The organism is Nocardia farcinica (assembly GCF_029867845.1).
Taxonomy (GTDB): Bacteria; Actinomycetota; Actinomycetes; order Mycobacteriales; family Mycobacteriaceae; genus Nocardia; species Nocardia farcinica_A.
Map to the genome: position 1 here is coordinate 1 of NZ_JARWRU010001008.1, position 13,612 is coordinate 13,612.

Sequence of the window (13,612 nt, forward strand, 5' to 3'; positions counted from 1 at the left end):
CCCTTCGCGGCGGGACCGCTCTGCTGACCGCCGAAACCGCCCTGCTGCTGGGGCTTTTCGTTCGGCTGGCCGGCCGGGTTGTTCCCGCCCTGAGGTCCGGTCTCGGCCGAGCCGGGCCGGGCAGCCGGCCGCGGCGGGATCGGGGACGGTGCGATCCGCTCGGTCACACCGTTGTTCTGGTGCCCGTCATTCGGCTGATTCGGAGTGGTCAATGGGAATCCTTAGATCCGTTCGTTGCCGCCGCTGTGGAGGGAGCTCGCTGTGCGTTACTGCTTGGAGGAACCGGCGTCATCGCCACCGTCGACCACATCGGGCTCGTCGGCGTTACGCGCGATCGCAAGCAAGGTATCGCCATCGCCCAGGTTCATCAATCGCACGCCCTTGGTCTGCCGACCCGCCTTGCGAACCTGGTTCGCCGCCGTCCTGATGACGCCACCGCCGGAGGTGATGGCATACAGCTCGTCGTCGTCGTCGACGATGAGCGCGCCCACCAGCGTGCCACGCTTGGCGTCGAACTGGATAGTCAACACACCTTTACCACCGCGTCCCTGCGGGGTGTACTCCTCGATGGCCGTCCGCTTGGCGTAACCACCGGAGGTGGCGACCAACAGGTAGGTGCCCTCCCTGACCACGTTGAGCGAGAGCAGCTCGTCGTCGGCGTTGAACCGCATGCCCTGCACGCCGGAAGTGGCCCGGCCCATCGGCCGCAGCGCCTCGTCGGTGGCCGAGAAGCGGATCGACTGCCCCTGCGCCGAGACCAGCAGCAGGTCGTCGTCGGCCGAGCAGAGCACCGCGCCGACCAGCTCGTCGTTGTCGCGCAGGTTGACCGCGACGATGCCGCCGCTGCGGTTGGAGTCGAAGTCCGACAGCTTGGACTTCTTCACCAGGCCGTTGCGGGTGGCCAGCACCAGGTAGGGCGCGTCGTCGTAGGTCTTGATCTGGATGATCTGGGCGATCTTCTCGTCCGGCTGGAAGGCCAGCAGGTTGGCCACGTGCTGACCGCGCGCGGTGCGGTTGGCCTCGGGCAGCTCGTAGGCCTTCGCCCGGTACACCCGGCCCTTGTTGGTGAAGAACAGCAGCCAGTCGTGGGTCGAGGTGACGAAGAAGTGCTTGACGATGTCGTCCTGCTTGAGACCCGCGCCCTGCACGCCCTTGCCGCCACGCTTCTGCGAGCGGTAGAGATCGGTCTTGGTGCGCTTGGCGTAGCCGGTCTCGGTGATCGTGACGACCACGTCCTCGCGGGCGATCAGATCCTCGTCGGCCACATCGCCGTCGGCGGCCACGATCTGGGTGCGCCGCGCGTCGCCGTGCTTGTCCACGATCTCGGCCAGCTCGTCGCGCACGATCGCGCGCTGGCGCTCCGGCCGGTCGAGGATGTCCTTGTAGTCGGCGATCTCGGCCTCGATGCGGGCCAGATCCTCGATGATCTTCTGCCGCTCCAGCGCCGAGAGGCGGCGCAGCTGCATGTCGAGGATGGCGGTCGCCTGGATCTCGTCGATCTCGAGCAGCTGCATCAGGCCGGTGCGCGCGGTGTCGGTGTTGGCCGAGCGGCGGATCAGCGCGATGACCTCGTCCAGCGCGTCCAGCGCCTTGACCAGGCCGCGCAGGATGTGGGCGCGCTCCTCGGCCTTGCGCAGCAGGTACTCGGTCCTGCGCCGGATGACCTCGATCTGATGCTTGACGTAGAGCCGGATCATCTGGTCCAGCCGCAGCGTGCGCGGCACGCCGTCGACGATGGACAGCATGTTCGCGCCGAAGCTGGTCTGCAGCTGGGTGTGCTTGTACAGGTTGTTCAGCACGACCTTGGCGACGGCGTCGCGCTTGACCGTGACCACGATGCGCAGGCCGACACGGTCGGAGGACTCGTCGTGGATGTCGGCGATGCCCGCGATGCGACCGTCCTTGACCTGCTCGGCGATCGCGTTGACGAAGTTGTCGGTGTTGACCTGGTAGGGCAGCTCGGTGATGACGATCGTGGTGCGACCGCGGTTGTCCTCCTCGATCTCCACGACGCCGCGCATCTTGATCGAGCCGCGGCCGGTGGTGTACGCGTCGTGGATGCCCTGGGTGCCCACGATCAGGCCCGCGGTCGGGAAGTCGGGGCCCTTGATGCGCTCCATGCAGGCGGCGAGGGTGGTCTCCTCGTCGGCCTCCGGGTGCTCGAGCGCCCAGTAGATCGCCTCCGCCAGCTCGGTGAGATTGTGCGGCGGGATGTTGGTGGCCATGCCGACGGCGATGCCGTTGCTGCCGTTCATCAGCAGGCAGGGCACCCGGCTCGGCAGCACGACCGGTTCCTGGGTCTTGCCGTCGTAGTTGGGGATGAAATCGACCGTCTCGTGGTCGATCTCGCGCAGCAGCTCCATGGCCAGCGGCGTCAGGCGGCACTCGGTGTAGCGCATGGCCGCGGCGCCGTCGTTGCCCCGGCTGCCGAAGTTGCCCTGGCCGTCGACCAGCGGGTACCGCATCGCCCACGGCTGGGCCATCCGCACCAGGGTGTCGTAGATGGCCGAGTCGCCGTGCGGATGGTAGTTGCCCATGGTGTCCGACACCGGCCGCGCGGACTTCACGTAACCGCGATCTGGCCGGTAGCCGTTGTCGTACATGGCGTAGAGGATGCGGCGATGCACCGGCTTGAGGCCGTCGCGCACCTCGGGCAGCGCGCGGCCCACGATCACGCTCATCGCGTAATCGATGTAGCTGTTCTGCATCTCCAGCTGGATGTCGACCGGTTCGACGCGGTCGCCCGCTCCGTCCGGAGGCAGGGTGGTGTCGGTCATGAGATCTCCTTAACGGGCTGACGTGTGCGGACGTGCGGGCGCCGCGGCTCACCGGCGCGGCGCCCGGCCGGTCACACGTCGAGGAAGCGGACGTCCTTGGCGTTGCGGGTGATGAAGCTGCGGCGGGCCTCCACGTCCTCGCCCATCAGGACGCTGAACAGCTCGTCGGCCGCGGCCGCGTCGTCCAACGTCACTTGACGAAGCACCCGGACGGTCGGGTCCATGGTGGTCTCCCACAGCTCCTTCGGGTTCATCTCACCCAGACCCTTGTAGCGCTGGATGCCGTCGTCCTTGTTGATCTTCTTGCCCGCGGCCAGACCGCGCTCGAGCAGCCCGTCGCGCTCGCGGTCGGAGTAGGCGAACTCCGGCTCGCTGCGCTGCCACTTCAGCTTGTACAGCGGCGGCTGCGCCAGGTAGACGTGCCCGTGCTCGACCAGCGGGCGCATGAAACGGAACAGCAGGGTCAGCAGCAGCGTCGAGATGTGCTGGCCGTCGACGTCGGCGTCGGCCATCAGCACGATCTTGTGGTAGCGCAGCTTGGAGATGTCGAACTCGTCGTGGATGCCGGTGCCGAACGCGGTGATGATCGACTGGACCTCGTTGTTCTTGAGGACCTTGTCGATGCGCGCCTTCTCGACGTTGATGATCTTGCCGCGCAACGGCAGGATCGCCTGGTACATCGAGTCGCGGCCGGACTTGGCCGAGCCGCCGGCGGAGTCGCCCTCGACGATGTAGATCTCGGACTTGCTCGGGTCCTTGGACCGGCAGTCGGCCAGCTTGCCCGGCAGACCGCCCAGATCGGTGGCCGACTTGCGGCGCACCAGTTCGCGCGCCTTGCGGGCGGCAACGCGGGCCTGCGCGGAGGAGACCGCCTTCTGCACGATGGTCTTCGCGTCGGCCGGGTTGGCCTCGAACCAGTGCGTGAGATGCTCGTTGCAGGTGCGCTGCACGAACGACTTGACCTCGGTGTTGCCCAGCTTGGTCTTGGTCTGGCCCTCGAACTGCGGTTCGGCGACCTTCACCGAGACGATGGCGGCGAGCCCCTCGCGGATGTCGTCGCCGGTGAGGTTGCCCTCCTTCTCCTTCAACAGCTTCTTGTCGCGGGCGTACTTGTTGACCACCGTGGTCAGCGCCGCGCGGAAGCCCTCCTCGTGGGTGCCACCCTCGTGGGTGTTGATGGTGTTGGCGAAGGTGTGCACGGACTCGGAGTAGCCCGAGTTCCACTGCATGGCGACCTCGAGCTCGTGGCCGGTGCCCTTGCCGGTGAAGGCGACCACCGAGTTGTGGATCGCCTGCTTGGTGCGGTTGATGTGGCGGACGAAGTCCTCCAGGCCGCCCGGGTAGTGGTAGGTCCTGGTCTTGACCTTCTGCTCGGCGGGCGCCTCGGCGCTCTCACCGGTCTTGGGGGCCTCGGCGGTCTCGCTGACCACGTCCTCGGTGACCTCGGACTCCGAGACCCGCTGGTCGGTGAGGGTGATGGTCAGGCCCTTGTTCAGGAACGCCATCTCCTGCAGCCTGCGCGCGACCGTCTCGAAGTTGAAGGTGGTGGTCTCGAAGATCTCCGGGTCCGGCCAGAACCGCACGGTGGTGCCGGTGCGGTCGGTGGGCTCGCCCTGCGTCAGCTTGCCCGGCGTGGAGTCCTTGTAGTGCTGGGTCCAGTGGTATCCGTCGCGGTCGATCTCGATCTCCACGCGCGAGGACAGCGCGTTGACCACCGAGATGCCGACGCCGTGCAGGCCGCCGGACACGGCGTAGGACTCGCCGTCGAACTTGCCGCCGGCGTGCAGCTGGGTCAGGACGACCTCGACGGTCGGAATGCCCTGGGCGTGCATCTCCACCGGGATGCCGCGGCCGTCGTCGACGACCTCGACTCCCCCGTCGGCGAGCAGGGTGACACCGACCGAGGTCGCGTACCCGGCCATCGCCTCGTCGACGGAGTTGTCGACGACTTCCCAGATCAGATGGTGCAGACCGCGCTCACCGGTGGAGCCGATGTACATGCCGGGGCGCTTGCGAACCGCCTCGAGACCCTCGAGGACGGTGATGGAGGAGGCACCGTAGGTTTGGCCCGTCTTCGAGCCGGATTCGTTGGAGTGCTTGGCAGCCACTGGTCGGTAGCTCTCCTTACTTGCTGACCTCGACGCGACGAGCACACAGCGCACCGGGTGGCCCGAGGTTCGACTGGTCGAGATACGGGGCTCATCGAGAGGCTGAGCAGAGCGCGCCGAAGGATCGCCGCTAGTTACTCCTCCATCCTACTGGTAGGCCTGAACCAGAATGCACCTACGACACCCCTGACGGGTCCGTGAGTGCGAGAAACGGACCGGCGACGAGTCCGGTCCGCCTCTCGAACGTCTCCGGGACGCACAGCGGTTCTCCGCCCGTTGTCATCCACGCCCCTCGCGGGCGGTCACGAAGGCCGCGAAGTGACTCGCCACGTCCTGCGGGTGCGAGATCGGCGACCAGTGCCGCGCGTCGAAGGAGGTCGTGGTCAGATCGGCGACCCAGCGCGAAGCCTCGGCGTTGACCACCGGCCGGACCGCGCGGTCGCCGGAGGCCACCAGCAACTGCACCGGCACCTCGATCGGACGCGGACGCGGATCGCGCATCCTCGGGCGGATGTTGGCCCGGTAGAGCTTGAGGTTGTTGAGCATGTCCGGCAGCAGCGTCGGGGCCGTGCGGACCCGTTCGGCGTCGAGCCCGTCGAAGAAGGCCAGGAATTTCGGCCACCGCCGGGAGAGCACCCGCAGCACCGGCTCGGCCATGCCGGGAATCTGGAAGGCAACCGTGTAGGCCGAGGCCAGGCCCTGTTCGACGGCGCCGCGCACGCGCGCGAGGGACAGCGGTCCGCGCAGGTAGGCGCCGAGGAAATCGAGATTCGGGCCCGACAACGCGGTGAAGGAGGCGATCCGCTGTGCCGCGCGCGGGTCGGCGGCGACCTCCCAGCCGAGCACCGATCCCCAGTCGTGGCCGAGCACGTGCGCCTTGCGGCCCGGCACGACCGCGTCGAGCACCGCGTACACATCGGCGGCCAGTTCCTCCAGCCGGTAGGCCGCGACCTCGGCGAGGGCGCTGCTGCGCCCCGCGCCCCGGTTGTCGAAGGCGATGACGCGGAAGTCCCGCGCCAGCCGGGCGGCCACCTCGGTCCACAGCAGGTGGGTGTCCGGCCAGCCGTGGATCAGCAGCACGGGCACCGCTTCGGGATCACCGCAGGCGAAGACGGCGAGGTCGACCCCCTCGCGACGCACCGTGGCGCACGGCTCGAAAACGGTCTCGGCTGCTGTGGCGGTCATCGGCTCAGCGCTCCCGGGGTCGCGGTTCCACGTGAAACCCGCGTCACACGACGCGGCTCTGCAATTACCGTAACACCGAGTACCGGCAATTTGCAGACCCCGCGTCCACAGGCTGCCGAAACAGCCTCCGACCAGGCCGGATTCTCGGACACCGGTCAGCCGTAGGTGTCGCGCGGGCCGCGCCCCTTGATGTGCCGCTCGCCCTTGCGCCAGCTCGGCGCGGCGGGGCCGGTGATCTTGAGCTGGCGCACCACGCCGGGACCGACCGCGGCGGCGATCTTCGCCAGGATCTGCGATTGCAGCATGCGCAGCTGGGTGGCCCACGCGGTCGACTCGGCGGAGATGGACAGCACGCCGTCCTGCAACGCCACCGGGGTGGCATGGGCGGCGATGTCCTCCCCCACCACGCCCGCCCAGCGGCCGAACACCGTGCCCTCGGCGACCTTGCCGTCCCAGCCGCGGGCCTTGGCGATGCGGGTGGCGAGCTGGGAGAGCAGTTGGGGATCGCGGTCGTCGGGGCGCGCGCCCGACCAGCCGGAGCGCTTGCCGCCGCGACTGCGCAACTTGCGCACCGGAGAGGCGCGGCCCTGCCCGACCGACTTGCCGCTGGCGCGAGCGGCCGCCCTGGCCTCCTCCAGCGCGCGGCGAGCCAGGTCGACACCGCGCAGCGGTTGCTGTCCCGGCTCTTCGCTCATTGATGTCCTCCCCTCGAATTCATCCCCAGTTCTACACCGCCCGGACGACGCCGACGGCGTGTCGTACCGGCCGTGTCGGCAACGCCACACCGCCCCACCTGGGCATTCCACAGCTTGTCCAAAAGTTGTCCACAGGGCCTGTGGACAACTTGTCGACAACCGGCCGGGAAACCGGCCCCGAGCAAACGCCGTGCTGTCCTCCGGTGAGGGGACGGTACGGTCACGAGCCGGTCACCGGACCGACATCGGCCCAGGAAAAGGCCTCTACCGGGGATAACGGCCCGGTTGTGCACAACTGCTCGCAGGACACGCCGGCCCATTCCCAGCAATCGATCCACCGGCCTGTGGATAACTATGACGATTCTGTGTACATCTTCGATTTCGCCTGGTCATCCGGCGAGCCGGAGACGCCCTCCGGCGCGGCGGGCACGATGTGGGAGGTGCGCGCCGACGCCGAACCCCTCGTCTCCACCCGGATACCGACCGCCTCCAGCTCGGCGGGCACGTCCTCGGGCACCGCGGCGGTGATCAACACCTGCTCCGCGCCCGCCGCCACCGCGGCCAGCGCCGCCCGTCTGCGCCGGTCGAGTTCGGCGAACACATCGTCGAGCAGCAGCACCGGTTCGGCCGAGGTCGCCCGCAACAGCTCGAACGACGCCAGGCGCAGCGCCAGGGCGAACGACCAGGACTCACCGTGGCTGGCGAACCCCTTGGCGGGCGCGTCACCGAGCATCAGCTCCAGCTCGTCGCGGTGCGGGCCGACCAGGCAGACCCCGCGCTCGAGCTCCTTGCGCCTGGCCGCGGCCAGTTCGCGCAGCACGATCGCGGTCAGCTCGGCCTCGTCGGTCTCCGCGGGCGACCGCGCCGGGTCGAGGAATTCCACCGGCAGGTAGCCGCTGCGATAGGCGATGGCGGCCGGGCGCGACTCCGGGGCCAGCGAGCGGTAGGCCTCGGCCAGATAGGGGTGCAGGTCGTGCACCAGCCGCAGCCGCTGCGCCAGCAGGATGCCCGCGTGCTGGGCCAGATGCCCGTCCCACACGTCCAGGGTGCTCAGATCCGCCGCCGACCGGTGCCTGCCCGCCGATTTCAGCAGCGCCGAACGCTGGCGAAGCACCCGCTCGTAGTCCGAGCGCACGCCGGCCAGCCTGGGCAGCCGGGCTGTGCACAACTCGTCGAGGAAACGCCTGCGCTCGCCGGGATCGCCGCGCACCAGTGACAGATCCTCCGGCGCGAACAGCACGGTGTGCAGAATCCCCAGGATCTCCCTGGTCCGGCGCACCGGCGAACGGTTGATCTGCGCCCTGTTGGCCGCGCCCTGCTTCAGCTCGACGTCGATGCGCAGCTCACGGCCCGCGTTGACGACGTTGGCGCCCACCCGTGCCGCCTGCGCGCCCGCCCGGATGAGCGGTGCGTCGGCGGCCACCCGGTGCGAGCCGAGTGTGGACAGATAGCCGACCGCCTCCAGCAGGTTGGTCTTGCCGTTGCCGTTCGCCCCCAGGAACACCGTGCGGCCTGTGGACAACTCCAGCTCGACGTGTTCCCAGGAACGGAAGTCACGCAGCGACAGCGCCCGGACGAACACGTCAGCCCGGCAGCCGCACCGGCATCAGCAGGTAGATGTAGTTGCCGGTCAGCGCGGCGAATGCCCCGGAGTCGAGCACCTGCGGCTCCTCCTCGCCCGCGGGCAGCAGCACCGCGGGCCTGCTCGGGGTGGTGAACCCGAAGCTCACCCGGTCGGAGTGCAGCGCCGACAGGCCGTCGACGAGATAGCCGGGGTTGAACGCGATGGTCAGCGGCTCGCCGCGGAAATCGGCCGACAGCCATTCCTCGGCCCGGCCCGCGTCGTCCCCACCCGCCGACAGCAACAGGCCCTCGGTGGAGAACTCCAGGCGCACCTGCGCGCCGCGCTCGGCGACCAGCGCGACACGCTTGATCGCCTCGGTCAGCGCCGCGACCTCGAGCGTCGCCACGGAGGTGTGCTCCTTGGGCAGCAGCTGGCGGAACTTGGGGAATTCCGCGTCAAGCAGCCGGGTGGTGGTGCGGCGGCCCGCGTTGACGATGCCGAGCAGGCCGTCGGCGCCCGAACCGGCGCCAAGCGACAGCTGCACCGGCTGATCGGAGGCGCCGAGGGTCTTGGCGGCCTCGGACAGGGTGCGGGCCGGGATGAGCACCGCGGTCTCGATGTCGGGCCTGGCGGGCTTCCACTCGATGTGGCGCACCGCGAGCCGGAAGCGGTCGGTGGCCGCGAGCACGACCTGCGAGCCCTCGATCTCCACCCGGATGCCGGTGAGCATCGGCAGCGTGTCGTCACGGCCGGCCGCCACGGCGACCTGGCCGACGGCCTCGGCGAAGACATCCACAGGCAGTTCACCGGTCTGCTGGGGAACTTCGGGCAGCTGGGGATAATCCTCGACCGGCATGGTGGGCAACGAGAACTTCGCGCTGCCACAGGTGATCAGCACACGCGTGCCGTCCACCGAGACATCCACCGGCTTGTTCGACAGCGCCTTGGTGATGTCGGCCAGCAGGCGGCCGGAGACGAGGACCTCACCCGGCCCGGCGACCTCGGCGGCCACCCGCATCTGCGCGGAGACCTCGTAGTCGAAACCGGAGACCGTCAGACCGCTCTCGTCGGCGACCAGCAGCACACCGCCCAGCACGGGGACGGGCGGCCGGGACGGCAGACTGCGCGCGACCCAGGCGACGGACTCGGCGAAGTCCTCTCGGGCTACTCGAAACTTCATGCTCGAAAGCTCCATCGCCCGATGTGTCCTCTCTCCCGGTTGTCGTGTGGATGGTTCGCGACATCGATATCGCAAGGGTGACAGACCTAGAACCGTACCCGCGTACGGCGGCTGAACCTAGTCCGGCCTCTCGGCTCCGCGCGCCGTGCCCCGCGTGTTCTCCCCACCCCTCCCGTGCTCGTCCCGCACCCGCCCTGTGCGTCTCCCCCTGACCGTCCCACGCTCCTCCCTGCCCTGGGGAGGCGACCGGTTCGGCTGCCGAGCGCTCCGGCGGACTTTTCCACACACCCTGTTTTCAAGAGAGATCTTCTAGAAGAAGAACTGAAGTAGTAATAGGGCCTGTGGAATCTGGGGATTCGCCCCGTTTTCCCAGGTCAGACGGTGTGGCGGGGTGTGGATGGATGTTGAGTGATCGGTGGATGAACCGGGGGTGGCTGTGGAGAGTCCAGATCTATCCCACATCCATCCACCGCTCATCCTCGAGTTGTTCCACCGTTTCGCGGCAGTTGTGCACACTGTGCACCGACTCGAGGACAACCGGTGGATTCCTCGAGGATTCCACAGGGATTCCTCGAGGAATCCACAACCGCTCACAGGCATGCGGGCAGGTCAGGCCCTGTGCACGAAATCGCCTGTGGAAACTGGGGACAACCGCCTGTGCACGAAGCCGCCACACCCCCTGTGGACAGCCTCGAGGACAACCTGTTGATTCCTCGAGGATTCCACAGGGATTCCTCGAGGAATCCCCAACCCGAAAAAGTGCACCGCCCCAGGTCAGGGGCGGTGCACAGGGTGTGGATAGATCCAGGGGCACTCAGCGCGAGCGCTGCTTGATCCGGGCTGTGAGTTCTTGGACCTGGTCGTAGACCCGGCGGCGCTCGGTCATCTCCTTGCGGACCTTCTTCTCCGCGTACATCACCGTGGTGTGGTCACGGCCGAAGGCCTGACCGATCTTCGGCAGCGACAGATCGGTCAGCTCGCGGCACAGGTACATCGCGATCTGGCGGGCTTGGGCCAGCGGTCGCGCCTTGCCCGGTCCGGTCAGCTCGTCGAGGGTGGTGTTGAAGTACTCCGCGGTGACGGCCATGATCGTGGCCGCGTTGATCTCCAGCGTCGCGGTGTCGGGCATCAGATCGCGCAGCACCACCTCGGCCAGGGAGATGTCCAGCGGCTGGCCGTTGAGCGAGGCGAAGGCGGTCACGCGGATCAGCGCGCCCTCCAGCTCGCGGATGTTGCGCTCGACCCGGCTGGCGATCAGCTCCAGCACGTCGTGCGGCACGTCGAGGCGATCCATCCTGGCCTTCTTGCGCAGGATGGCGATGCGGGTCTCCAGCTCCGGCGGCTGCACGTCGGTGATCAGGCCCCACTCGAAGCGGGTCCGTAGCCGTTCCTCCAGCGTGGCCAGCTGCTTGGGCGGGCGGTCGGAGGAGACCACGATCTGCTTGTTGGCGTTGTGCAGGGTGTTGAAGGTGTGGAAGAACTCCTCCTGGATGCCTTCCTTGCCCTCGATGAACTGGATGTCGTCGACCAGCAGGATGTCGGTCTCGCGGTAGCGGCGCTTGAAGGCAACCTTGCGGTCGTCGCGCAGGCTGTTGATGAAGTCGTTGGTGAACTCTTCGGTGGAGACGTACTTGACCCGCATGCCCGGGAACAGCCGCTGGGCGTAGTGGCCCGCGGCGTGCAGCAGATGGGTCTTGCCCAATCCCGAAGCACCCCAGACGAACAGCGGGTTGTAGGCGCGCGCGGGCGCCTCGGCGATGGCCACCGCGGCGGCGTGCGCGAAGCGGTTGGACGCGCCGATGACGAAGGTCTCGAAGGTGTACTTGGCGTTCAGGCTGGCGCCGGAGCTCGACGGCGCGGACCTGGTCTCCTGGCTCTTGGCGAAGTAGGTGGGCCAGGAGTCGCGGATGCTGACCACCGGTCCCTCGTCGCGCTCGCCGTGCGGGCCGTCGGCGCCGGGCTCGTGCTCGCCCGCCTGCTCGCGCAGCGGCAATCTGGCCTGCGCGGGTTCGGGGGCGAACAGCGACTCCTGACCGGGCGGGGTGTTGTCGCGGCGCGGCGGGGTCGGCAGCTCGGGCCTGACGTCCCCGGTGTCCTCCGGCTTGTCGCCGTAGCCCTTCTCCGCGTAGCCCCCCTCTGCGTAGCCCTTCTCGCCGTAGCCCTTCTCCGGGTAGGACTTGTCGTAGCCGGGGTCCGGGTAGCCCGGCTCGGCGTAGGACTTCTCGGCGTACCCCTTCTCGGAATAGGCGGCGTCGCCGAAGCCGCCGGGGGGCATGCGGAACGACGCGGTCGGGAAATCCGAGGCCGGATACTCGGGCTCGGGCGTGTAGGTGGCTGCGGGCTCGTATTCGCCCGGCGCCGGGTAGTCGTCGGCGCGCGGGTAGTCCTCGCCGAAGGAGTCGCGGGCCGCGAAGGGACTCGCCTCGGGGAAATCGGAATCCGCGGACTCGGCGCCGCGGCCGTAGTTCGCCTGCGGTTCGGCCGGGCGCGGCGGCTCCTGACCCGGATACCCGCCCGAGGTTCGGGCCGGGCGCGGTTCGGGCCTGCTGGTCATCCGCGCGTGGCGGGCGCCGGCGGCGGGGCGGTCGGTGGCGGGCGGGACGGGTGCGGCGATGCGCACGCCGAGACCTTCGACCTGGGGGCCGAGCATCCGGCCGAGGGAACGCAGGATCGGTTCGCGCAGGTCGCGCTCGATGGCCTCCTGCGCAAGCGACGACGGCACCGAGAGCAGGGCGAACCCCTGGGCGACGGTGATCGGCTTGACGAGCTTGAGCCAGGCCTGCTGTGCTCTGGTGACAGCGGGAATGGACCCGTCGGCGGAACCGGCGGTGAGCTCGGCGACCACCTCGGGCCAGACGGTGGCCAGCACGTTCTGCTCGTCGTCCATGCAGTTTCCTCCCCGGAAGTAGGTCGATTGGAGCAGACGGCCGGGGCGCGTGAGCCGGGGCGGGGAATTGGGCTATTCTGTGATCCCGCCTACGTCCCCGGTCACCTTCCCGACCGGTTCGCCGGCCGCCGGGCCGAACGTCGCCCGGTGGGACGAATATGCCACTCCAGGGGTCTTTCCACACAATTATCCACAGATGTGGAAAACCCTGGGGAAATGTGGAATGCCCGTGCAACGCGCCCGTGCAGGCCCTGGACCTGCGGTTCTGCGGCAACACTGTAGCAACCGGCGCTGTCGCGCCCCCCTGACCTGCACGAAGTTGTGCACAGACTCACGCGGGAACGACGCCGATCCGGCACCCCGCCCGCCCCGCCCGCGACGGGCCAGGGCCGCCCCGGAGGGCCGACACCGCGGACAGATGTCGCAGGTAGCGGCGGGTGCGGCGCCCGGGGGCCGGGTTTGACCCGATCTGGGGCTGTCAGTACTCTTCTACAGTCACCCCTTGGTGCGGTGGCGGTCTCGTGCTGACCGCGTCTGGTCGAGTGCAGCGGACCGCGTCCGGTCGCTGCGACCACGATGCGCCAGGGACGTATCACCGAACAACTTCGGGTGTCGAACGACGCCCACCTACGCGAGGAGTGTTGACCGTGGCCAAGGGCAAGCGGACGTTCCAGCCGAACAACCGTCGTCGGGCGCGCGTTCACGGCTTCCGTCTTCGGATGCGCACCCGTGCGGGTCGCGCCATCGTCTCGGCGCGTCGCCGCAAGGGCCGCGCTACCCTCACTGCCTGATCCTCATCCTCGGACGCTCGGGTGTTGCCTGAGCCGTATCGGTTGCATCACCGTGCCGACTTCTCCCGGACGGTGCGCCGAGGCCAGCGAATCGGGAGGCGGGATCTCGTCGTCCACGCGTTCGTGCACAGCTACGACTGGGCGCGGACCGACGCGACGGGCGACGAACTCGCGGACGCGGCCATCTCCCGCGACCCGGTGACGGCCGGGTCGCTCGGCCCCGGAGGCGGCCCCCCGGTGGCCGAACCCGTGTCGCCGGGTACCCGTTCGGGGGCCGGGGGGCTCGTCATTCCTGACGATGGGGCCTCGTCATTTTTTAACATGGGGGGCCACACGATTAACCAGGTGAACAACAAATACCAAAGTGACCACAAAAGGATGTAATTGATGGTAGAGCGGCCACCCGACACCCCCCCCCCGGGCCG

At 68.6% G+C, this 13,612-nt stretch carries 8 protein-coding genes and 1 pseudogene; 2 read left to right on the plus strand and 7 right to left on the minus strand.

The genetic code is table 11. The features are described 5' to 3' along the window. Positions 1 to 266: 266 nt before the first annotated feature. From gyrA to dnaA, 7 genes are all read right to left on the minus strand, one after another. Positions 267 to 2,777: a DNA gyrase subunit A gene (gene gyrA, locus QH283_RS22335; RefSeq protein ID WP_280504919.1), complete on the minus strand. Its 2,511-nt coding sequence runs from the start codon at positions 2,775 to 2,777 to the stop codon at positions 267 to 269. 71 nt (positions 2,778 to 2,848) lie between these two features. Then, positions 2,849 to 4,885, minus strand: coding sequence for a DNA topoisomerase (ATP-hydrolyzing) subunit B (gene gyrB, locus QH283_RS22340; RefSeq protein WP_280504920.1), 2,037 nt, complete (start codon positions 4,883 to 4,885; stop codon positions 2,849 to 2,851). A 279-nt stretch (positions 4,886 to 5,164) separates the two neighbouring features. Beyond that, positions 5,165 to 6,070, minus strand: a complete 906-nt coding sequence (locus QH283_RS22345) for an alpha/beta fold hydrolase (protein WP_280504921.1) — start codon at positions 6,068 to 6,070, stop codon at positions 5,165 to 5,167. Positions 6,071 to 6,225: 155 nt separating this feature from the next. Continuing rightward, on the minus strand, positions 6,226 to 6,765 hold the full coding sequence (locus QH283_RS22350; protein ID WP_280504922.1) for a DUF721 family protein: 540 nt from the start codon (positions 6,763 to 6,765) through the stop codon (positions 6,226 to 6,228). Between the two features lie 352 nt (positions 6,766 to 7,117). Continuing rightward, a complete protein-coding gene (recF, locus tag QH283_RS22355) occupies positions 7,118 to 8,347 on the minus strand; it encodes a DNA replication/repair protein RecF (RefSeq protein ID WP_280504923.1) in 1,230 nt (409 codons plus the stop codon). 1 nt (position 8,348) lies between these two features. Next, a complete protein-coding gene (dnaN, locus tag QH283_RS22360; RefSeq protein ID WP_280504924.1) occupies positions 8,349 to 9,524 on the minus strand; it encodes a DNA polymerase III subunit beta in 1,176 nt (391 codons plus the stop codon). A gap of 799 nt (positions 9,525 to 10,323) precedes the next feature. Further along, positions 10,324 to 12,396: a chromosomal replication initiator protein DnaA gene (dnaA, locus tag QH283_RS22365; RefSeq protein WP_280504925.1), complete on the minus strand. Its 2,073-nt coding sequence runs from the start codon at positions 12,394 to 12,396 to the stop codon at positions 10,324 to 10,326. 647 nt (positions 12,397 to 13,043) lie between these two features. Here dnaA and rpmH point away from each other — a divergent pair. Together rpmH and QH283_RS22375 are read left to right on the plus strand one after the other, a co-directional pair. Next, positions 13,044 to 13,187 carry a 50S ribosomal protein L34 gene (rpmH, locus tag QH283_RS22370; protein WP_011212207.1) on the plus strand — a complete coding sequence of 48 codons (144 nt, stop codon included), beginning with the start codon at positions 13,044 to 13,046 and terminating at the stop codon, positions 13,185 to 13,187. Between the two features lie 21 nt (positions 13,188 to 13,208). Continuing rightward, a pseudogene (locus tag QH283_RS22375) lies at positions 13,209 to 13,310 on the plus strand (ribonuclease P protein component); the annotation flags it as partial. Between the last annotated feature and the right edge of the window lie 302 nt (positions 13,311 to 13,612).